We start from the raw sequence: 19791 nt of genomic DNA, 5'->3' as shown, positions 1-19791 counted from the left end.
GCGGTGGATCAGATACTCAGGCAGATGTATTTCAGCTCCAGGAAGTCATCCATGCCGTGATGGCTGCCTTCGCGTCCCAGCCCTGATTGTTTGACCCCGCCAAAGGGCGCGACCTCGGTCGAGATGATGCCAGTGTTCACACCGACGATGCCGTATTCCAGCGCCTCTTGGACGCGGGTGATCCGGCCGATGTCGCGGGCGTAGAAGTAGGAGGCCAGACCAAAGATCGTGTCATTGGCCTTAGCGATCACCTCTTCCTCGGTGTCGAATTTGAAAAGGGGCGCGACGGGGCCAAAGGTCTCTTCATTGGTGACGATCATCGCATCGGTCACACCGGTCAGCACGGTCGGCTGGAAGAAGTTGCCGCCCAAAGCATGGCGCGCGCCGCCGATCTCGATCTTGGCACCTTTCGAGGTCGCATCGGCGATATGCTCTTCGACCTTCTCAACGGCAGCGAAATTGACCAGAGGGCCGAACTGGACCTCTTCGGCCAAACCGTCGCCGACTTTGGTCTTGGACACGGCTTCCTTCAGTTTGGCGGCAAAGGCGTCATAGACCCCGGCTTGCACATAGATCCGGTTGGCGCAGACGCAGGTCTGGCCGTTGTTGCGGAACTTCGACATCATGGCACCTGCCACCGCGGCATCGAGATCGGCGTCGTCAAAGACGATGAAAGGCGCGTTGCCACCCAACTCCATCGAACATTTCAGCACCTGATCGGCGGCTTGACGCAGCAAGATGCGGCCCACCTCGGTCGAGCCGGTGAAGGTCAACTTGCGGATTGTTGGATTCTCGCAGAACTCTTTGCCAATCTCGGACGAGCGGCTTGAGGTGATGACCGAGAAGATCCCCGCAGGCAGCCCAGCCCGCTCGCCCAAGACCGCCAAGGCCAAAGCCGAGAGCGGCGTCTCGGCAGCAGGGCGGGCGACGAAGCCGCAGCCCACGGCCAAAGCTGGGGCACATTTGCGGGTGATCATCGCATTGGGGAAGTTCCAAGGCGTGATCGAGGCCACCACGCCGATTGGCTGCTTGATGACAGTAAGGCGCTTGTCGCGCTGATGGCCGGGGATGGTCTCGCCATAGACGCGCTTGGCCTCTTCGCCGAACCATTCGATGAAACTGGCACCATAGGCGATCTCGCCCTTGGCCTCGGCCAAAGGCTTGCCCATCTCGGCGCAAAGAATGGTGCCAAGATCGTCTTGGTTGGCCATCATCAGGTCAAACCACTTGCGCAGCACCTGCGCACGTTCTTTGCCAGTGCGGGCGGCCCATTCCTTCATCGCCAGCTGCGCGGCCTTGATGGCGCGGGCGGCATCGGCGCGCGACATATCGGCGACATGGCAGATCACGTCGCCCCGCGCCGGGTTCAGGACGGGGAAGGTCTTTCCATCTTCTGCATCGACCCATTCCCCCGCAATATACGCTTTGGTCGCCAAAAGGCTGGGGTCTTTCAAAAGATCACGCAAATTGGTTACGGAATCGAGCATCGGAGCCTCCGTCAAAAAGGGATGCTTCGGGATGACATGCCGCGAATGGCCTGTCCAGTTCCGCGCCGCCCTTAGGTCCAGTCGAGCGCCGAACTTGGCCGAGGCTGGAAGGATAGAGCCTCCGGCGGGAGTATTTAGATCAAGATGAAAAGCTAAAGTTATTCATCTTGACGGAAATACTCTCGGGGGTCCGGGGGGTGAGCCCCCCGGCCTGCGTCAAGGGCGCGGCTTTAGCCGTTGGCGTGCATCCGCTCGATATAGGCGCGCATGTCTTCAGCCTCGGTGCGGGCATCGCGCAGGCCCTCCATCGCGGCGCGCAGTTCTGCTTCGGTCTGGGCGATTTGGTTCAAAAGCTCCGCCTCGCGTTCCTCGAGATAAAGCACGGCTTGGTCGCGGATTTCTTCGGCCTCATGCAGGCTTTGCGCCAGGCGGTCCATCTCGGTCAAATCCTCGCCCGCCACCCGGCTGAACCGGTGCAGAAGCCAATGGGTCAGCCAGCCCATGGCAAAGGCCAGCAGCAGGATGATCGCGGTGGCGATGACAAATTCGGTGCGGTTCATGCCCAGTCTGGTCCCGTCTGATCCTGTATTCTACCGTTGCGCGCTCACTCGGCCGCTGCCGGGCGCGGTTTCGGGCGTATCGTCTTTTCCCGCGGCGCAACAGAGGCCGAGGTGTCGTTCGAGAAATCATGCCCTTCGGCGGGCGCGTCGGCCACAGCTGCGGGAGCCGCATCCGCAGAGACCGGGGCCGCGCCTTTCAGCACAAACTCGATCCGGCGGTTTTCTTCACGCCCAGCCTCGGTGCCGTTATCGGCAATCGGAACGGCTTCGCCATAGCCGACAGCGGTCATCTGGCTGACATCGACGCGGCGGCCTTGCAGCGCGAGGAGTACCGCCTCGGCACGGGCCTGGCTTAGCGCCTTATTGCCGCTTTCCGACCCTTGGGAATCGGTGTGACCGGCGATTTCCAAAGGCACAGCGACGCAATTCTTTAGCGCTTCCGCCAGCTTGGCAGCGATTGGCAGGGTTTCGCTGGTGATCTCGGCCGAGCCGGGGGTGAAGGTGAACTTTTGGCTCTTCATCACCTCGGAGACCCGTGCCGCGCATTCCTGTGGAGTGGGCAAGGCGGCAAAGGGATCAAGCTCTTTGTTATAGCTGACATCGACGCGGAAGGTGGCCCCTTGGCCGAGCTTGCCCGACAGGATCCGTGTCACGCCAGCGCGCGCATCTTGGCTGCCCGAGACGCCCTTGACCTCAACCGTGTCGGCGCGCACCAAAAGGCTGCCGTCATGCAAAAGCGCGAGTGCTTCCAGTCCTGCCAGCACCCGCACCGGCCAGCCGTCGGGCAGGTCGTTGTCGAGCCGGGTTGCGACATAGACCTTCGAGGCGCCAAAGGAGGCCCGCGCAAAGGCATCGACCGCCGCTTGCTGCATCTCATCGGGCAGCCGGCCGCGCAGCTCGACCCGGCCTTCGGGGCTGAGCTTTGCGGTGAATTCTGCCGGACCTTGGGCCACGTCTTTCTTCGGCAGCTGCGCGTTCAGCGAGAAAACCGGCGGCAAAGCGGCGCGCAGCTCACCAACCACGCGGTCAAACAGCTCTTGGCTGACCGAAGCATCGGCCAACAGCGTCACATCAGCATCCGAGAAGGTGACGGTCGCATTCTCCAACTCCGCCACGGCCTTGATGCCAGCGGTTGCGCCCTCGGCCCAACGCGGCGTCGGCACGCCAAGGCCGATGGTGCAGCTGGCGCCTTCGGGCAAGCCAGCAACCTCGGCGGCGCGCAAAATGGCGGTGCGGGCGCGGACGCTGTCGGCGGCGCAGGCGTCAAACCGCGCGCCGCTGCCGTCTTTGATGAACCGCAAGGTGAAGGGCGTCAGCACCGGGCGTGGCGCTGAGATCTCGATCAAAAGGCTTACCCCGTCGGGTTTGGCGGCGTTCAAAGCTGCCTCAAGCCGGCGCTTTTCGGATTCGCTTTCCGCAATTGCGGTGATCTCGACCCGGTCTGCGGCCACCGAGACCTTTGAGCGTTTCAGGATCTTCAGCGCCGAGACGCCCAAGGTCAGCGCCTTGTTCCAAGTCTCGGGGGCGGGCCAAGCGGCGGCCTCCAAGAGGTTGCTGACCTCCATATCCGGGGTCAAAGCCGTGGCGGCCTCAACGAGGCTGGTCTCATCCATGCCGCCCTCTTCGGGCTTCTCAGGCATGAGACCGATAAGTTGGATGCCGTCATCATTGCGCAACATCTCGACCGAGAAGCGCGGCGCAGCCAAGGCCACGGCCGGGGTCACATCCAGCGAATCGCGGATCCGGCTGGCATCCACGACCGAGCCCACCAGGTTCAGCGCCCGAAACCGGGCGCGCTCATCCGGGGCGGTGCCAGTGAGATGCACTTGCAACCCGTCCGAGGTGCTGGTCGCCCATTCCATCCCCGCGCCATGCAGCGCCTTGGTGATCGCCCTGTCGGATCGCGACTCGATCACCAAGGCAGCCAGAAGGGCGACACCCAACATGAAGACGCCAGCCAGCCCAAAGGCCAGCGCAGCAAGCAAGTTGGTCGGCAGTCGAAGAAGGCGCTGGGGCAAGGTATGCTCGGCAAAAGGGGGTGGTGGGCCGGCCCATCGCTGCGGTCAGCCCCCATCAGCTTCGTAGGGGGAATGGGCCTTGGGATCAATCAGACCAAGGCCGCAATGGCAAGAAACAGCACAAACACAAATCCGGCATCGCGGTTTGAGATAAAGATGCGGCGGCACGACTCATTGTCGCTCATATCCAGCACCCGCATTTGCCACAGCATATGCAGCCCCATCCCCCAAACACCGGCCAATCCAAGCACCATCGGCAAGGGGCCACGGGACGCGGGGATGGCAAGGATCACGGCGGCGCTGAGCAGCACGATGACCGCAACAAGGAAGCCCGCCAGCCAGCGGCTGACATGGGTGCCGAAAAGCCGTGCGGTGGATTTGACGCCGATCAGCGCGTCATCCTCAATGTCTTGCAGCGCATAGATCGTGTCGTAGTAAAGCGTCCAGATGATGCCTGCTGCGTAGAGCAGGTATGCGGCGGGGTGCAGCGTCCCTGCATGCGCCGCCCAAGCCAAAAGCGCGCCCCAGTTGAAGGCCAGTCCAAGGAAGGCTTGTGGCCACCAAGTGAAGCGTTTGGCAAAGGGATAGATCGCGACCAAGGCCAAGGAGGCGATGCCGAGCAGGATCGTCAACCCGTTGAAACTGAAAAGGATCAGCGCCCCGATCAGCGCCTGTGCCACCATCCAGATCAGCGCTTGTCTCACCGTCGCCTGCCCCGAAGGCAGCGGGCGCGAACGGGTGCGGGCTACCAGCCCATCGATATGCCGGTCGGTGATGTCATTCCATGTGCAGCCAGCGCCGCGCATCACAAAAGCCCCAATGCCGCAGCCAAGCGCGATCCACAGATCCCAAAGCTGGAAGCCGTCGATATTGGCCGCCAGCACCAGCCCCCAAAGGCAGGGGATGTAGAGCAGCCAAGTGCCAATCGCTCGGTCTGCCCGGCTCAATCGTAGGTAGGGCCGGGTCTTTGCCGGGGCAAAGCGGTCCACCCAATTGTTTTTTGAGGCGTCTGCCACGATTCCTGCAAGCGCAGGCTCTGGCGTTTCATTGGTCTGGGACATAGATTTCCCCTCATGACAGAGCCTAAGGTCCGACTTCACATAGACCAGCCCCTTGCCGAGGGGCAAGCCGTGGCCCTTGACGAGGGGCAGGCGAATTATCTTTTCGCGGTGATGCGGCTGCAGGTTGGCGCCGCATTGCTGCTGTTCAACGGCCGCGATGGCGAATGGCGCGCCGAGGTGGCCGAGGCGGCCAAGCGCCGGGGCATCTTGATCTGCCGCACGCAGACCAAGCCGCAACAGATGCCGCCCGATCTGTGGCTGCTGTTCTCGCCTTTGCGCAAAGAGCGCACCGCCTTCTTGGTGGAAAAGGCGGTGGAGCTGGGCGTGGCGCGGCTGCTGCCGGTCTCAACCCGCTATCTGGCGGGGGACCGCTTCCGGCTGGAGAAAGAGCGCGCCCATGCGGTGGAAGCGGCCGAGCAATGCGGCGCGACCTTTGTGCCGCAGGTCGAGGAATTGCAGTCGCTGGACCGTGTATTGAAGTCTTGGGATCCCGCACGTCGGCTGTTCTGGGCGGATGAGGCTTTGGCGGGGCAAGCGGCTGCCTGGCCCGAAGCTGTTCCCGGCCCAGCGGCGATCCTGATCGGCCCCGAGGGCGGCTTTTCGCCTGAAGAGAAAGAGCGGCTGCGTGCTCTGCCCTATGTCGCTCCGCTCTCTTTGGGGCCGCGTATCTTAAGGGCCGAGACGGCGGCGCTTGCGGCGCTGACGCTTTGGCAATCGCATTACGGCGACTGGCGATGAGGGTGATCCGGGCCGAGGTGCGCGCGCTTTTCAGCCGCTGGGCTGAGCCGCTCTTTGGCCTCAGCTTGGCCGGTTTTGGCCTTTGGATTTTGTCGCTGGGCGGATGGGTTCTGGGGCCTGCCGGGGCGGCGATCATTGCGCTTGGCTTGGCTTGGGCGCTCTTGGGCCTGCGCCGGATGCGCTTTGCCGGGCGCGGCGATGCGCCGGGCTTGGTACAGCTTGATGAAAGCCGCATCACCTTTATGGGGCCGACGCTCGGCGGCAGCATCAGTGTCGATGAGCTGATCGAGATCCGGCTGTTGTCCTTGCGCGGCCGCAGGGCATGGCGGTTGCGCCAAGGCGACGGGCAGGTCTTGCTGGTGCCCATCGATTCCACAGGGGCCGAGGCGCTATTCGACGCTTTCGCAACCTTGCCGGGCCTCTCTTCGGCCGATCTTGTCGCGGCTTTACAGGGTGATAGCCCCGCCAGCGGGCAAAGCCTGCCCGCCTTGGATGGTGGCGACAGGCTGGTCTGGCGGCGGGCGCAAAAGGGGCTTGCCCCGGTTTAAGCTAAGGCGTTGATTACCCCCTGATCGCTGTGCCCGATCGATAACCCTTTGCGATGTTTTCGCCCGCTCTCTTGACAGGGCTGTCTGCACAAGACACCTGTGCCGCTAAAGACACCCTCGCAGCAGACGGAGCCTCCTATGTCCATCCCTCAGTCCGGCGGCGGTTTGATCGAAAGCTTTGATGATCTGGCAGGGCTTTTGGAGTCTGGCTGTAAGCCTGCGGATCAATGGCGCATCGGCACCGAGCATGAGAAATTTGGCTGGCTGACCGACAGCCGCAAGCCGCTGCCTTATGCGGGCGAGCGTTCGATCTCGGCACTTTTCGCGGGGCTGGAAAGCCGCTTTGGTTGGACCCCGGTGCGCGAGGGCGCCAATATCATCGGCATGACCCGCAATGGCGCGAATATCAGCCTTGAGCCGGGCGGCCAGTTTGAGCTTTCGGGCGCGCCTTTGGTCTCGGTCGTTGAGACGGCGGCAGAGCTGGACAATCACTTTGACGAGGTTGGCCAGATCGCTGGCCCCTTGGGCATTCGCTTCATGTCGATCGGGGCCGCCCCGGAATGGCGGCACGAAGATATGCCGGTGATGCCGAAGGGCCGCTACCGGCTGATGACCGATTACATGGGCCGCGTTGGCACCCATGGCACGCAGATGATGTATCGCACCTCGACCGTGCAGGTGAACCTCGACTTCGCGTCCGAGGCGGACATGGTCAAGAAGATGCGGGTGGCCATCGCTTTGCAGCCGGTGGCGACGGCGCTTTTCGCCTCGTCCCCCTTCTTTGAGGGCAAGGAAAACGGCCATAAAAGCTGGCGCTCGCGGATCTGGCGCGGCTTGGATGACAGCCGCACTGGCATGCTGCCTTTCGTCTTCGACGAGGCGATGGGCTTTCAGGCTTACGTCGATTGGGTGCTCGATGTGCCGATGTATTTCGTCTATCGCGACGGGGTTTATCACAATGCTTTGGGCCAATCGTTCCGCGATTTCCTGAAGGGTGAGCTGCCCGCTTTGCCCGGTGAGAAGCCCACGCTTTCCGATTGGGCCGACCATCTGACCACCGTCTTCCCCGAAGCGCGGGTGAAGAAGTACATTGAGATGCGCGGCGCCGATGCTGGCAATCGTGCGCATCTTTTGGCGCTGCCAGCCTTCTGGACGGGTCTGATGTATGACCAAACCGCGCTGGATGCGGCTTGGGATCTGGTGAAGGGCTTTGACGGCGAAACGCGGGAAGCCTTGCGGGTGGCGGCTTCCGTCTCGGGCCTGCAGGCCGAGGCTGAGGGCGTCAAACTGCTCGACCTTGCCCGCGCCACGGTGGCTTTGTCGCAAGCGGGTCTTGCAGGGCGCGGTTACGGCGAAGAACGGCTCTTGGCGCCTTTGGTGCAAAGCCTGAACACAGGCAAAACGCAGGCGGATCATTGGCTTGAGCTTTATCGCGGCGCATGGGGCGGATCGCTTGACCCGATCTATGAGGCGTCCAGCCTCTGACCCAGCAAAGGATCGCAAAGACAGTGCAACGGAGTCTGCAAGGACTCCGTTGCTGCGTTTTAGGAACGCCGTCCCGGTAGGTCGAGCCAGAGCTTGCCCTCTCGCACGCCGCCACGGATCAAGCGGCCGGGGGCGGCGATCTTGGGATAGTCCGCGATCCGGTCGCGAAAGCGGTCATTGCTGATGACAATCGCGTCGCTGTCGCTGGCATAGGTTAGCAAGAAAGGATCGGCCTGCTGGCCCTTGGGCACCACCAAGACGCGCTCAACATCGATCCCAAGCGCCCGCGCCAGATGGACGTCATTCATATGCCGCTCGGCCAGTTTATAGCCCGCATTGGCATCGAAGATCACACCAGCCTGATAGCCCCGCGCCTCTAGATGCTGCAGGACCGCGACAACGGGCTTAAGCTGGGGCGTGGAGCTGTCCCAATGCATAACGTTTGAGCCGTCCACCACCGCGATTGGCCGAGTGTCGCGCTTGCGTTTGCCGGGCTGACTTGGCCGTCGCGACGGAAGCTTTTTGCGCTTGGGCTTTTTGCCGCGCGGTTTGCCTCCGTAGCCCCGCAACAGCAGGGCCAAGAGGACCGCGAGAAGAAAAAGGCCAAAGAGCGACAGGAGCCAAATGTCACTCATCCCAGTGCCCTTCGCTTAGCTCTGCGGCTTTTTTTGGCCAATCTTCGGCTCAGTTCCGGCTTTGATCCGCGCCAAATTGGCGGCGTGGCGGATGTAGATCAGCACCGTCAAAATCACAGCCAAGATCAGCAACCGGCCATGATCAAACACAAATAGCCACAAAGGCGAGGTGGCGGCGGCCACCAAAGCTCCGACCGAGGAGATCCGGGTGATCGCAGCGGCGGCAAGCCAGGTGAGGCAGCAGGCCACGCCAATCTGCCAGTCCAATGCCAGCATCAGACCAAGGAAAGTGGCAACACCTTTGCCGCCCTTGAAGCCCAGCCAGATCGGGAAGAGATGGCCGATAAAGGCCGCCAATGCCGCCAGTTGCGCGGCGTCCTCGGCCCCAACGAAGCAGCGCGCCAGCACCACCGCCAAAGCGCCTTTGCCGCCGTCAAGCAAGAGAGTCGCCAAAGCGGCGCCCTTGTTGCCGGTCCGCAGCACATTGGTCGCGCCAATATTGCCCGAGCCGATCTGGCGCAGATTGCCCAGACCCATCGCGCGGGTGACCAGCACGCCAAAGGGGATGGAGCCCAAAAGATAGGCCAAGACCGCCGTCAAAATCAGCGTATCGGTGGCGGTCAGCAGTTCTGGCATATGCATCCCCTTAGGCGGTGAAGACCTGGGCGCCGGCGACCCATGTGGCCAACACCTTACCCTCCATCCGAGCGCCGTCAAACGGGGTGTTTTTCGATTTCGAGCGCAGCGCGAATCGGTCCATTTGGAAGGGCGCGTCGGGGTCGAACAGCACCAAATCGGCAGGCGCGTCTTCCGAGATCCGCCCCTGCGGCAGGCCAAGCCGTTGTGCCGGGTTCAGCGCCATTGCGCGGAACAATGCGGGCAGGCTGAGATGCCCGCCGTGATAAAGCCGCATTGCTGCGGGCAGGATCGTCTCCAAAGCCACGGCACCGGCGGCGGCCTCTTCAAAGGGCAGGCGCTTGGATTCCTCATCCGCTGGGGTGTGGAAGCTGGCGATCACATCGATCGTGCCATCGGCCAAGGCGGCGATGATCGCTTGGCGATCTTCTTCAGACCGCAAAGGCGGAGTGAATTTGAAGAAGGTGCGGTAATCGCCCACGTCAAATTCGTTCAGCGTCAAATGGTGGATCGAGGTGCCAGCCGTCACATCCAAACCCGCCGCTTTGGCGCGTTGCAACGCGGGCAGCGAGGCGGCGGTGGTGATCTGATCGGCGTGATAGCGGGCGCGGGTCATCTCGACCAAAGCCAGATCGCGCTCCAGCCCCATTCGCTCGGCCAAGGGCGAGACGGCGGGCAGGCCTTTCAGCGAGGCAAACTTGCCGGAAGTGGTCGAAGCGCCCTTCGACAACGCTGCCTCTTGCGGGTGGCCCACCACCAAAGCGCCAAGGCTGCGCGCATAGGTCAGCGCGCGGGACAATGCCTTCGTCTCGGTCGAGACGGCGAAAACATCGGTGAAGGCGATCGCCCCGGCATCCAAGAGAAAACCGATCTCGGTCATCTCGCGGCCCTCGCGGCCCTTGGTCAAAGCCGCCATATGGCGGATGCGCACCGGCGCAGATTCCTGCGCGCGGCGGGTCACGAATTCCAAGGTTTCGGGCGTATCGATCGCGGGCAAAGTGTCGGGCCGCGCGATGATCGTGGTCACGCCACCTGCCGCTGCCGCCAGCCCTGCCGAGCGGAAGCTTTCGCGGTGCCGCTCACCCGGCTCGCCGATCTTCACGCCCCAATCGACGATCCCCGGCGCAAGGCATTTGCCGCCGCAATCGATCAGCGTGGCGCCTTTCGGAGCCTTGCCATCTTGACCAAGGATCACCCCATCTTTGACCGTCAACGTGCCGGGCGCATCAGTGCCGGTCTCGGGGTCGATCAGGCGGGCATTGTGGAAGTGGAGCGTGCTCATGGGGTTCGGCATCCGTCTTGGCAGGGCACCAAGGGCCCCGCATCCTGCCTTGGCGTGTAGGCCTTGCGGCTGCGGCTGTCCAGATTTGCCTGCTAGTCGCGACGCTGCCGATTGCGTCTTGTGAGGTAAATGAAGACGCCAATTGCGATCAGGAAGGCCCAGAAGGATTCGATCTCGGCCGCGATCAGGAAGAGCGCAAAGACGCAGGCGAGGATGAACCACATTGGCATGCCGCGCTTGCGCTTTGCGCCTTTGGGACCAAACCGCTGCTGTGTCCCCCTTCCGCGCGACAACTGGCCCTTGATCAAGGGCACTTCGGCCGGGGGAAACTCCACCCGTTGCGGTGCAGGGCGGGGTGGCTCGGGCAGATAGACCGGCGGCACATCGGGGACGCTGGGGGGCTCGGCGCTATAGGTCGGGGGAGGCGAATGAGGGTGCGACAGCTGCGCGCCCGGAGGCGGCGGCACCTCACGCGGGGGCAGCGGTGGCAGTTCGGGCGGCAGCGGCGGTGGCACTTCGCGGGGAGGCGGCGGCGGCATAGCCTCGGCAGGCAAAGGCGGTGGGGTTTGCGGATCTGCGGGGCGTTTGTCGCTCATGGCTGCACCAAGGGACTGGCCACCACGGCGCTGGGGGCGGCGGCGCAGAAAGAAATATCGGGCATCAGATCAGCTTCTCCGCACTGGCTACCCGCGCAGAGGACGGCGGCAGGGCGTTGCTTGTCAAGCCAACTCGCCCAGCCTTGCCCGCTGCAAGCGGCGCTTGGCTAAAGGCCTGCCGCTCGCTTAGCTGATCAGCACGAAAAGCGTGGTGAAAAGCGCCAAAAGCACCAGCACCACGGTCGCCACCATGCCGCCTTTGCGCATGTCGTCTTTGCTGGGCTTGCGATCATGGCTCATGACATGGGTCTTTCGCTTTGCGCGTAAAGCGCGATCAGTTCCTTCACCGTCTTGCGGCTGAGCATCGCAAATTTCAACGGTTTGCGATGTTGTGCGGTAAAGCTGATCCCATTGGAGCTGCTGGTCCAAAAGGGTCTGGGATAGGTGCCAGCGCGCGGCATGCTCTCAACCCGCGCTGTGCCAAAGATCGGATGGCTATAGGCCAGAATGCGGCGGTCGGTCAGCGCATAGGCGCTGCGGCCATAAAGCCCGACCAAGACCGATGCCGGCGCCAAGGCGATCAGACCGGCAGGGCCGACGATAAGACAGAAGATAAAGGCGACCGTTGCCATCAGGCAAAGCGGCGCCAAGCTGGGCCGCCCCGACCATAATAGCTGCTCTTCGGGCATCAGATCGCCGCTCCAATCGCGCGCGGTCAGATGCGCGGGCAGCGCGGCCTGAGGCGCCTCAGTGCTCACACCATCGTTCCGACGATCTGCCGCCCACGCTCGGCGCGCAGGTTGCGGGCCAGAAGGTCCATGCAGGCCATCCGCACCGCGACCCCCATCTCGACCTGATCTTGGATCACCGAGCGGTTGATGTCATCCGCGAGATCACCGTCAATCTCGACCCCGCGGTTCATCGGGCCGGGGTGCATGACGATGGCATCGGGATTGGCGAAGGCCAGCTTCTCGGCATCCAGCCCGTAGCGGTGATAGTACTCGCGCTCGGAGGGGATAAACCCGCCGTCCATCCGTTCCTTTTGCAGACGCAGCATCATCACCACATCGGCGCCCTTCAGCCCTTCGCGCATATCGTCAAAGAGCTCGCAGCCAAAGGCATCGACGCCCGAGGGCATCAGCGTCGGCGGCGCGATCAGACGGATGCGATTCTCCATCTTGTTCAGCAGGATCAGGTTCGAGCGCGCCACGCGGCTGTGCGCAATATCGCCGCAAATCGCCACGGTCAGCCGCTGGATCCGCCCCTTGGCGCGGCGGATCGTCAAAGCGTCAAGAAGCGCCTGTGTCGGGTGCTCATGCCGGCCATCGCCCGCGTTCAGCACGGCGCAATTCACCTTCGAGGCCAGAAGGTTGACCGCCCCCGAGTTCGGGTGCCGCACCACCAGCAAATCGGGATGCATGGCGTTCAGTGTCAAAGCGGTGTCGATCAGCGTCTCGCCCTTCTTCACCGAGGAAGAGGCGACAGACATGTTCATCACATCCGCCCCCAGCCGCTTTCCGGCCAGCTCGAAACTGGCCTGCGTCCGGGTGGAGTTCTCGAAGAACATGTTGATCTGGGTCATCCCCTCCAGCACATCGGATTGCTTCACCGTGCGCCGGTTCAGGTCGACGTAGCGGTCGGCCAGATCCAGAACAGAGGTGATTTCCAGCGGGGCGAGGGGCTCAATGCCAAGCAGGTGGCGGGCGCGGAAGGCCATGTCGGTTTCCTTCGGGTTTCGCCCCCTCTATGGCAAAGCCCCGCGGCACGGGCAAGCCTATCGGTTGTTCAAGGCGCACGGTCGTGGCGGGCGATCTCAGGCAGGCGCGGCGCTTGTCGCTGAAGCGCTGGCAGCTTAGGCTGCGCGGATCATGGGAATCGCCTCAGACATAAGCAGCGACTGGGACGCATCGCTGGCCGCTTTGGCGTGGCAGTTCGATGCCGGCGTCGATGAGACGCTGTGCGAGACGCCGATTGACCGCTACGGCCTGCCCGACCCGCAACCCGTGGTGCGTGCGGCCCCTGTGCAAGCTCCGCCACAGGCGCAGCGCGGCGCTGCCAAACCGGCCCCACCGCCCGAGGTGAAGGTTGAGGCCATTGACCCCGTCGCCTTGGCCCGCGCGGCCGCTGGCTCGGCCAGTTCGGTTGAGGATCTGCGCGAAGCGGTGCTGAATTTCGAGCATTGCGAGATGAAAAAAGGCGCGCGCAACACCGTCTTTGGGGATGGCAATCCCAAGGCGCGGGTCATGGTGATCGGCGATATGCCGGGCCGGGACGAAGATCTTGCGGGCCAACCCTTCGCCGGGGATGAGGGGCAAATCCTCGACCGGCTTTTGGGCTTCATCGGTCTGTCGCGGCAAAGCCCCGATACTGAAGCTGCGGTTTATCTGAGCAATCTGATTTTCTGGCGCCCTTTGGGCGACCGCCTGCCGCCGCCCGAGGATGTAGCGATGATGCGCCCCTTCCTTGAGCGTCACATCGCGCTGGTTGATCCTGCGATGATCGTGGTCACCGGAAATCTTGCGCTCGAGGCGCTGACCGGCGAGCGGCGGCTGTTGCGTGCGCGCGGCGCGTGGCAAACCGCGCTTGGCCGCCCGCTGCTGCCGCTTTTGCCGCCTTCGATGTTGCGCAGCGCCGCAGATCGGCGCGCGACTTGGGGTGATCTTTTATCTCTGAAAGCGCGGCTGCGCGCCGCAAAGGAATGATTTCACATGCCGGTTGAGGCTTTGACCCTGCTTGCCTTCCTGCCTGCCGCTCTGGCGCTGAACCTCACGCCGGGGGCGGATATGATGTTCACCCTTGGCCAAGGGCTAAAGGGCGGTTGGCGCGCCGGGCAGGCGGCGAACCTTGGGATTGCGGTTGGCTGCATGGTGCATGTGCTGCTTGCGGCCTTGGGTCTTGCGGCGGTGCTGAAGACCCATCCGGCGGCTTTTGAGGCGGTGCGCTGGGCTGGGGTTCTCTATCTTCTGTGGTTGGCGGTGCAGAGCCTACGCTCGGGCATTGCCACGCCGAAAGAGGTGGCCAAGCAATCCTCGCTGCGGATCTTCCGTGAGGCGCTTGTGGTCAATCTTCTGAACCCCAAGGTGATTTTCTTTATCCTGTCCTTCTTGCCGCAATTTGTGGACCCCAGCCGCCCGGTGCTGCCGCAGTTCCTGCTGCTGGGTCTGGTGTTCTGCGCGGGGGGATTCGTGGTCAATGGCATCGTCGGCGGTTTTGCCAGCACGATCGGCGCCAAACTCGCCGCCTCGGCACGGCTGTCGCGCTGGTTGGGCCGAGTCACGGCGGGGATTTTTACCATGCTGGCGCTGCGGCTGGCGGTGATGGAGCGTTGAATGGCCATTGATGAAAGCCGCGACTTCATCCCGGTCCGCATCGCCGTCCTGACGGTCTCTGATACCCGCGAGGCAAAGGATGATCGCTCGGGCGACACTTTGGTTGAGCGGTTGACCGGGGCCGGGCATCACCTCGCCGCGCGCGGTATCCTGCGCGATGATCGCGCGGCGATTGTGGCGCAGCTTAGGGCCTGGATCGCCGATCCGGGCGTGGATGTGATCCTGACCACCGGTGGCACCGGTTTGACCGGGCGCGATGTGACGGTTGAGGCGCATCGCGATGTCTATGAAAAAGAGATCGACGCTTTCGGCACGGTCTTCACCATCGTCTCGATGCAAAAGATCGGCACTTCGGCGGTGCAAAGCCGGGCTTGCGGTGGTGTGGCGGGCGGCACCTATCTGTTCGCGCTGCCCGGCAGTCCCGGTGCCTGCCGCGACGCTTGGGATGAGATTTTGCGCCTGCAACTCGATTACCGCCACCGCCCCTGCAATTTCGTGGAAATCATGCCGCGGCTCGACGAGCACCGTCGTCGCAAGTAGCCACCTTCGGCCCCATTGAGGGGCCGTGCGGCGGCTTTGGCGCGCTCTGCCACGGGGGCAGATTTGTCAGACGTAGGCGCCTCTGGCGAGGCACCGGAGCTTAAGGGGCAGGGCAGCCGCGCAGCTCGACCGAGCCACGCTCGGAGATCAAAGTGAGCGTCAGACTTGAGCGATCCAGCGCAAAAGGTTGCGCCGAGGGGCCGACCATCTCGGTCACCGCAATAAGCTGGTTGCCTTGGCGCTGAGTCTGGGCCTCTGAGAACCAGATCTGCGGGTTTGTGGCCTCAAAGGCCACCGTTTCTTGGCGACCTTGGGGAGGGAGTGCGAGGCGCGCGGTCAAGCGCAACCCGTCTGATATCGGCTCGATTTTGCAATCGAGATCCGACAGTCCCACGGCGCGGGCGGTTTTGGGACCGGCATCCAGTGCGGCGCGGATCTGCGGGTTGGCGGCGCCGGGGGCTGCGATTCGCGCCTCAAACGCGACCGAGGCCGGCATGCAGATGTCTTCGCAGATCCCCAGATCGATTTTGGCGCGCAACAGGACGGGCCGCGTGGGGTCTTGGGCCACCAGCTCGACCGGCAGCACCACGCCGCCAAGATAGCCGATGGTTTGATAGCCATTGGTGTGGAAAACGATCGGCGAGGGCCAGTGCAGCTGCACCGATTTCAGGTTTTCAGAGCCTGACCAATCAAAATGCGGCGGGATGCCGGCATCGCCGGGGCTGCGCCAATAGGTCTTCCAGCCTGGTGCCAGATCGATCTGGATCCCAGCCATGTGATGGCCATTCTTGGTTTGCCAGCCGGGCAAAAGCTGCGCCTGCAGCACCTCTTCCTGGCTGGAGGTCTGGGCTGAAGCGGGCGACATAAGGGCTTGGCCGCCCAAAAATGCGAGCAAAGCCAGAGTGGCAGTAGGGGCAGCCAGAAGGATCGATTTGGTCATGGGCGGCAAGATAGGCGTTGCAAGGGGCGGCTGGAAATCACTTCGCGGCGACGAGCCGTGATCTGTGGCCGTCCTGCCGCAGCCGGTTCCCTCTTGAGGCTGGCGCGGGCTGCGCGCATGCTGGCGGTGGGAGAGGATCAGATGCGCACTATCGACGATGCTCAGGATCTTGCGGGTAAGCTTTTGATTGCAATGCCCGGCATGGAGGACACGCGCTTTCAGCGCAGTGTCATTTTCATCTGCGCCCATACGGCCGAGGGCGCGATGGGATTGATCATCAACAAGCCCTCGGCCGAGATGACGTTCGCTGCGCTTTTGGAGCAACTGGCCATCCGGCGGGACGCGTCTCTGGCGACCGAGCCGGCGCTCGAGGGCGTCAAAGCGGCCCGTGAGATCGCGGTGCATTTCGGAGGTCCGGTGGAGCGGGGCCGCGGATTCGTGCTGCATTCTGAGGATTGGCAGGGGGCGGCGGAGCTGGGCCTTGCCGTGCCAGGTGGCTACCGGATGACCGCCACTTTAGATGTGCTTGAGGCTTTGGCGATCGGGCAGGGCCCGTCTTCGGCCCTTTTGGCTTTGGGCTATTCGGGCTGGGGCGCGGGCCAGCTTGAGGCCGAGATTTTGCGCAATGACTGGCTCGTTTGCCCCGCCGATCCAGAGCTGGTTTTCGGTTCGGAGGATGGCGCGAAATGGGGCGGGGCGCTGCGGCGGCTGGGGATCGATCCGGTGACGCTCTCGCATCAGGCAGGGCGGGCTTAGCGGAAGCAAAGGTTCTTCTAGAGGCTCTTCGCGGTGCGTTGTTAACTATTTGGTAATAATTTTATGGGGTTAGGCGGGGCGCTCCGGGCTTGATGCATCCGTGAAGCGCGTGAAAGTACCACATGCCGGTCTGATCCTTGCCTTGGCCGTCTCGATTGTCGTGGTCGGAAGGATCAGTTTGCGGCTTATGCGACGGGGGGGAAGGGCATGATGCGACAGGCATTTCTGGCAAGTGTTGTGGCTTTGACAACATGGACCTTGGCCCTTGGCAGCGGCGCACCGGCGCAGGCACAAGAGCGGGTGAGCTTGGGCTGGGGGCGGCTTTTCAGCAATGACGCTTTGGGCGATGGCGCCGATCGTTGGCGCAGCGCCTCCTACACCGTCAGCCATTTGCGCGGACCCTTGTGGAGCGGCTCGCGGCCTGACTTTGGCGAAATCCTTGAATACCGTTTGCGCAGCGAGTTCATCTCGCCCGAAAATCTCACGCTGGGCGCTGCGGGCGACCGGCGCTATGCGGGCGTGCTGACGCTTGGCCTGCACACGCATTTTGAAATGGCGGGACTTGAGACCTCGTTGGGGGTGGATGTGGCGATCACCGGCCCACAATCGGGGATGAGCCGGTTGCATGACGGGCTCCATGACCTTTTGGACATGCCCCGGCCAATGGTGGCGGCCGATCAGATACCCGATGATGCCCATCCGACGCTGGTGGCCGAGATCGGACGCGATATCGCTTTTGGCGCGGCCACTCTGCGGCCCTTTGCCGAGGCGCAGGCAGGGCTTGAGAGCTTTGTCCGCATCGGCTTTGATCTGGCGATTGGCAGCTATGGGCGCGGTGCGCTCATGTTGCGCGAACAAAGCACGGGCCAGCGCTACCGTGCCATCAAAGGCAATCCCGATCCCGGCCTCACCCTTACCCTTGGTGGCGATGTGGCCCATGTCTTCGACAGCGCGCTTTTGCCCAAAGGCGGCGCTGCAGTGTTGCGTGACCGGCGTGAGCGGTTGCGCGCGGGCCTTGCTTGGCAAGGCGAGCATCGCGCGATCTTTCTGGGGCTGACGTGGCTTGGCAAAGAGTTCGTGGGACAGCGGGAAAGCCAGGTGGTCGGCTCTTTAAGCCTGAACCTCACGTTCTAAGGCTGCAATTTCGGTGATCCGAAAGCCTGGCCCACCCGTGGCACCGGTGGCATTCTGCCCTAAGGGAATGCAAGAACTGTGGCGCGCGGGTCATAGTCAAAGCGCCACCGGCCTGCTAGCTTGCGGGCAATAAAAGCAAGAACGAGCAGGCAATCAGGCATGAGAACGGGGTTTCAAGCCACGTTCGTTATCTCTTGGTCTCAGACGGAAGCAGACGGGGTTGCGGCCCCGCGCATGGATATGCTTGGCGTCGGCGCGGCTTGGCGCTGGACAGGCACGGCGGTGCGCATTGATGCGCCGGGCGATGTGCTGCTTTTGACAGGGGCCGAGGGGGAAACGGATATGCGCCAAAAGGCGGCGCGCATGGTGCGGCGCCTGATCGGTGTTGCCGTGCGCCCCGAGGCAGCGGCTTTGGCTCAAGATGACCTTCAAGACCTGCCAGACCAATGTTTCAGCGTGACGGATGGGCAGCGTTGCTACACAGTGACACTGTTGCCGGTCCCCGCCTCGGGCGCACGGCTTTTGATGTTTCACGGGGCGCCACCGCCGCAGGGGCGTGATCTGTGGATCTTGCGGGTGCAAATCGATCGCTCCGGCGCAGCGGCGGCGCAACACGCAAGCGGCGGTGTGATCTGCTTCAGCCCCGGCACCCGGATTCTCACCCCCAGCGGCCCGCAATTGATCGAGACGTTGCGCCCCGGCGATCTGATCTTGACCAAAGACAATGGTCCGCAAGAGCTGCTTTGGCGCGGCAGTCGCCGGATGAGCGGCGCGCGGCTCCATGCCATGCCACATCTGCGCCCGATCCGCTTTCGCGCCGGTGCTTTGGGGCAGGGGCGTCCGGACGGCGACCTTTGGGTCTCACCGCAACATCGGATGTTGGTGAAGGGTAGGGCGGCGCGGTCGCTTTTCAACAGTGATGAAGTGCTGATCGCCGCCAAGGATCTGGTCGATCACCACCATGTGCTGATCGATCACAGCCTGCGCGAGGTGACCTATATTCACCTCATGTTGGAGCAGCATAATATCCTTTTCGCCAATGGGTTGGAGACGGAAAGCTTCCACCCTTCCAACGCCGCGCTTGAAACGCTAGCGCCGCCAGACCGTGAGGGCTTGTTACAGCTGTTGCCTGCGCTGGCGCAAAACCCTTATGCTTACGGTGATCATGCGCGCCGGACGCTGACAGGCTCGGAAGCAGCGATTTTGCGGTTTGACAGCCGAGCCGCCTAAAACGCGCCAAGCCCTGCATCGCAGTTGGTTGACACCGCCAAGCCAGCCCCTATAAGCCCTCACATCGCCCCGGGAGTGATTCCGGGGCTTTGCATTGGTGTTGGTGGCCCTCGCAAGAGGATGACCTGTCGCCGGGGAGACCCGGAAAGGACAACGCCCTTCGTAACTGAGAAGGAGATCAGCGATGACCAAACGGACCGCTGCCAAACATAAAATTGACCGCCGTATGGGCGAAAACATCTGGGGTCGCCCGAAATCGCCGCTGAACAAGCGCGAATACGGCCCCGGTCAGCACGGCCAGCGCCGCAAGCAAAAGCTGTCGGACTTCGGCACCCAGCTGCGCGCTAAGCAAAAGCTGAAGGGCTACTACGGCGACCTGACCGAAAAGCAATTCCGTAAAATCTACGGCGAAGCTGAGCGTGTGAAGGGCGACACCGGCGAGATGCTGATCGGCCTCCTGGAGCGCCGCCTCGACGCAGTGGTCTACCGCGCGAAACTGGTTCCGACCGTCTTCGCTGCCCGCCAATTCGTCAACCACGGCCACGTTCTGGTGAACGGCAAAGCCGTGAACATCGCCTCCTACCGCGTTAAAGAAGGCGACATCATCGAAGTCCGTCAGAAGTCGAAGCAGCTGGCGATCATCGCCGAAGCCATCGCTCTGACCGAGCGTGACGTTCCGGACTACCTCGAAGTCGACAACACCAAGTTGACGGTGAAATTCGTCCGCACCCCGGGCCTCGGCGATGTGCCGTATCCCGTGCAGATGGAACCGAACCTGGTCGTCGAATTCTACGCGAAGAACTAATTTAGGCTGCG

21 protein-coding genes are annotated in these 19791 nt (G+C 62.9%); 10 read left to right on the top strand and 11 right to left on the bottom strand.

Going from position 1 to position 19791, the window contains the following annotated elements; all coding sequences use genetic code 11:
* Positions 1–8 precede the first annotated feature (8 nt).
* The 4 genes from Q9295_RS13695 to ubiA form a co-directional block, all read right to left on the bottom strand.
* Positions 9–1487: an NAD-dependent succinate-semialdehyde dehydrogenase gene (locus Q9295_RS13695; protein ID WP_306681134.1), complete on the bottom strand. Its 1479-nt coding sequence runs from the start codon at positions 1485–1487 to the stop codon at positions 9–11.
* Positions 1488–1717: 230 nt separating this feature from the next.
* The gene (locus Q9295_RS13690) at positions 1718–2047 is read right to left on the bottom strand and encodes a hypothetical protein (RefSeq protein WP_306681133.1); all 330 of its coding nucleotides are present in this window, start codon (positions 2045–2047) and stop codon (positions 1718–1720) included.
* A 44-nt stretch (positions 2048–2091) separates the two neighbouring features.
* The gene (locus tag Q9295_RS13685) at positions 2092–4065 is read right to left on the bottom strand and encodes an OmpA family protein (RefSeq protein WP_306681132.1); all 1974 of its coding nucleotides are present in this window, start codon (positions 4063–4065) and stop codon (positions 2092–2094) included.
* Between the two features lie 89 nt (positions 4066–4154).
* Positions 4155–5126, bottom strand: coding sequence for a 4-hydroxybenzoate octaprenyltransferase (gene ubiA, locus Q9295_RS13680; protein WP_306681131.1), 972 nt, complete (start codon positions 5124–5126; stop codon positions 4155–4157).
* 12 nt (positions 5127–5138) lie between these two features.
* Between ubiA and Q9295_RS13675 the strand changes: the two genes are divergently transcribed.
* The 3 genes from Q9295_RS13675 to Q9295_RS13665 all read left to right on the top strand — a co-directional run bounded on the left by Q9295_RS13675 (position 5139) and on the right by Q9295_RS13665 (position 7897).
* Positions 5139–5864, top strand: coding sequence for a 16S rRNA (uracil(1498)-N(3))-methyltransferase (locus Q9295_RS13675; protein WP_306681130.1), 726 nt, complete (start codon positions 5139–5141; stop codon positions 5862–5864).
* Positions 5861–6412 carry a hypothetical protein gene (locus Q9295_RS13670; protein WP_306681129.1) on the top strand — a complete coding sequence of 184 codons (552 nt, stop codon included), beginning with the start codon at positions 5861–5863 and terminating at the stop codon, positions 6410–6412. Before Q9295_RS13675 ends, Q9295_RS13670 begins: the two co-directional genes overlap by 4 nt.
* 138 nt (positions 6413–6550) lie before the next feature.
* Positions 6551–7897, top strand: a complete 1347-nt coding sequence (locus tag Q9295_RS13665; RefSeq protein WP_306681128.1) for a glutamate--cysteine ligase — start codon at positions 6551–6553, stop codon at positions 7895–7897.
* Between the two features lie 59 nt (positions 7898–7956).
* Here the strand turns inward: Q9295_RS13665 and Q9295_RS13660 are convergent, their stop codons facing one another.
* From Q9295_RS13660 to Q9295_RS13635, 6 genes are all read right to left on the bottom strand, one after another.
* Entirely contained in the window at positions 7957–8532 is a 576-nt protein-coding gene (locus tag Q9295_RS13660) for an NYN domain-containing protein (RefSeq protein WP_306681127.1), read from the bottom strand.
* 15 nt (positions 8533–8547) lie between these two features.
* On the bottom strand, positions 8548–9168 hold the full coding sequence (gene plsY, locus Q9295_RS13655) for a glycerol-3-phosphate 1-O-acyltransferase PlsY (RefSeq protein ID WP_306681126.1): 621 nt from the start codon (positions 9166–9168) through the stop codon (positions 8548–8550).
* Between the two features lie 10 nt (positions 9169–9178).
* Positions 9179–10450, bottom strand: coding sequence for a dihydroorotase (pyrC, locus tag Q9295_RS13650; protein ID WP_306681125.1), 1272 nt, complete (start codon positions 10448–10450; stop codon positions 9179–9181).
* A 92-nt stretch (positions 10451–10542) separates the two neighbouring features.
* Entirely contained in the window at positions 10543–11046 is a 504-nt protein-coding gene (locus tag Q9295_RS13645) for a hypothetical protein (RefSeq protein WP_306681124.1), read from the bottom strand.
* Between the two features lie 296 nt (positions 11047–11342).
* Positions 11343–11804 carry a hypothetical protein gene (locus Q9295_RS13640; RefSeq protein ID WP_306681123.1) on the bottom strand — a complete coding sequence of 154 codons (462 nt, stop codon included), beginning with the start codon at positions 11802–11804 and terminating at the stop codon, positions 11343–11345.
* Positions 11801–12763 carry an aspartate carbamoyltransferase catalytic subunit gene (locus Q9295_RS13635; protein WP_306681122.1) on the bottom strand — a complete coding sequence of 321 codons (963 nt, stop codon included), beginning with the start codon at positions 12761–12763 and terminating at the stop codon, positions 11801–11803. Before Q9295_RS13635 ends, Q9295_RS13640 begins: the two co-directional genes overlap by 4 nt.
* A gap of 151 nt (positions 12764–12914) precedes the next feature.
* Between Q9295_RS13635 and Q9295_RS13630 the strand changes: the two genes are divergently transcribed.
* From Q9295_RS13630 to moaB, 3 genes are read left to right on the top strand one after another with little or no spacing between them, the layout of a single operon-like run.
* Complete coding sequence (locus tag Q9295_RS13630; RefSeq protein WP_306681121.1) at positions 12915–13748, top strand: uracil-DNA glycosylase; 834 nt, start codon at positions 12915–12917, stop codon at positions 13746–13748.
* Between the two features lie 6 nt (positions 13749–13754).
* On the top strand, positions 13755–14375 hold the full coding sequence (locus tag Q9295_RS13625) for a LysE family translocator (protein WP_306681120.1): 621 nt from the start codon (positions 13755–13757) through the stop codon (positions 14373–14375).
* Positions 14376–14915, top strand: a complete 540-nt coding sequence (moaB, locus tag Q9295_RS13620) for a molybdenum cofactor biosynthesis protein B (RefSeq protein ID WP_306681119.1) — start codon at positions 14376–14378, stop codon at positions 14913–14915.
* Between the two features lie 100 nt (positions 14916–15015).
* Here moaB and Q9295_RS13615 read toward each other — a convergent pair whose 3' ends face one another.
* A complete protein-coding gene (locus Q9295_RS13615) occupies positions 15016–15855 on the bottom strand; it encodes a protein-disulfide reductase DsbD domain-containing protein (RefSeq protein WP_306681118.1) in 840 nt (279 codons plus the stop codon).
* 141 nt (positions 15856–15996) lie between these two features.
* Here Q9295_RS13615 and Q9295_RS13610 point away from each other — a divergent pair, with 141 nt between their 5' ends.
* The 4 genes from Q9295_RS13610 (at position 15997) to rpsD (ending at position 19780) form a co-directional block, all read left to right on the top strand.
* Complete coding sequence (locus Q9295_RS13610) at positions 15997–16611, top strand: YqgE/AlgH family protein (RefSeq protein WP_306681117.1); 615 nt, start codon at positions 15997–15999, stop codon at positions 16609–16611.
* Between the two features lie 210 nt (positions 16612–16821).
* Positions 16822–17745, top strand: a complete 924-nt coding sequence (locus Q9295_RS13605; protein WP_306681116.1) for a lipid A-modifier LpxR family protein — start codon at positions 16822–16824, stop codon at positions 17743–17745.
* A gap of 234 nt (positions 17746–17979) precedes the next feature.
* On the top strand, positions 17980–18975 hold the full coding sequence (locus Q9295_RS13600) for a Hint domain-containing protein (RefSeq protein ID WP_306681115.1): 996 nt from the start codon (positions 17980–17982) through the stop codon (positions 18973–18975).
* Positions 18976–19159: 184 nt separating this feature from the next.
* Positions 19160–19780, top strand: a complete 621-nt coding sequence (gene rpsD, locus Q9295_RS13595) for a 30S ribosomal protein S4 (protein WP_306681114.1) — start codon at positions 19160–19162, stop codon at positions 19778–19780.
* Positions 19781–19791 lie beyond the last annotated feature (11 nt).

Source organism: Pseudogemmobacter lacusdianii, from assembly GCF_030848395.1.
Lineage (GTDB): Bacteria > Pseudomonadota > Alphaproteobacteria > Rhodobacterales > Rhodobacteraceae > Pseudogemmobacter > Pseudogemmobacter lacusdianii.
Note: the sequence above shows the minus strand (reverse complement) of the source record. Positions and strands in the feature narration are given on the sequence as shown.

Coding starts and splice junctions, on each gene's coding strand:
- Q9295_RS13695 (WP_306681134.1), bottom strand. CDS start 1,487: ATGCTCGATTCCGTAACCAATTTGCGTGATCTTTTGAAAGACCCCAGC.
- Q9295_RS13690 (WP_306681133.1), bottom strand. CDS start 2,047: ATGAACCGCACCGAATTTGTCATCGCCACCGCGATCATCCTGCTGCTG.
- ubiA (WP_306681131.1), bottom strand. CDS start 5,126: ATGTCCCAGACCAATGAAACGCCAGAGCCTGCGCTTGCAGGAATCGTG.
- Q9295_RS13675 (WP_306681130.1), top strand. CDS start 5,139: ATGACAGAGCCTAAGGTCCGACTTCACATAGACCAGCCCCTTGCCGAG.
- Q9295_RS13670 (WP_306681129.1), top strand. CDS start 5,861: ATGAGGGTGATCCGGGCCGAGGTGCGCGCGCTTTTCAGCCGCTGGGCT.
- Q9295_RS13665 (WP_306681128.1), top strand. CDS start 6,551: ATGTCCATCCCTCAGTCCGGCGGCGGTTTGATCGAAAGCTTTGATGAT.
- Q9295_RS13660 (WP_306681127.1), bottom strand. CDS start 8,532: ATGAGTGACATTTGGCTCCTGTCGCTCTTTGGCCTTTTTCTTCTCGCG.
- plsY (WP_306681126.1), bottom strand. CDS start 9,168: ATGCCAGAACTGCTGACCGCCACCGATACGCTGATTTTGACGGCGGTC.
- pyrC (WP_306681125.1), bottom strand. CDS start 10,450: ATGAGCACGCTCCACTTCCACAATGCCCGCCTGATCGACCCCGAGACC.
- Q9295_RS13645 (WP_306681124.1), bottom strand. CDS start 11,046: ATGAGCGACAAACGCCCCGCAGATCCGCAAACCCCACCGCCTTTGCCT.
- Q9295_RS13635 (WP_306681122.1), bottom strand. CDS start 12,763: ATGGCCTTCCGCGCCCGCCACCTGCTTGGCATTGAGCCCCTCGCCCCG.
- Q9295_RS13630 (WP_306681121.1), top strand. CDS start 12,915: ATGGGAATCGCCTCAGACATAAGCAGCGACTGGGACGCATCGCTGGCC.
- Q9295_RS13625 (WP_306681120.1), top strand. CDS start 13,755: ATGCCGGTTGAGGCTTTGACCCTGCTTGCCTTCCTGCCTGCCGCTCTG.
- moaB (WP_306681119.1), top strand. CDS start 14,376: ATGGCCATTGATGAAAGCCGCGACTTCATCCCGGTCCGCATCGCCGTC.
- Q9295_RS13615 (WP_306681118.1), bottom strand. CDS start 15,855: ATGACCAAATCGATCCTTCTGGCTGCCCCTACTGCCACTCTGGCTTTG.
- Q9295_RS13610 (WP_306681117.1), top strand. CDS start 15,997: ATGCGCACTATCGACGATGCTCAGGATCTTGCGGGTAAGCTTTTGATT.
- Q9295_RS13605 (WP_306681116.1), top strand. CDS start 16,822: ATGCGACAGGCATTTCTGGCAAGTGTTGTGGCTTTGACAACATGGACC.
- Q9295_RS13600 (WP_306681115.1), top strand. CDS start 17,980: ATGGATATGCTTGGCGTCGGCGCGGCTTGGCGCTGGACAGGCACGGCG.
- rpsD (WP_306681114.1), top strand. CDS start 19,160: ATGACCAAACGGACCGCTGCCAAACATAAAATTGACCGCCGTATGGGC.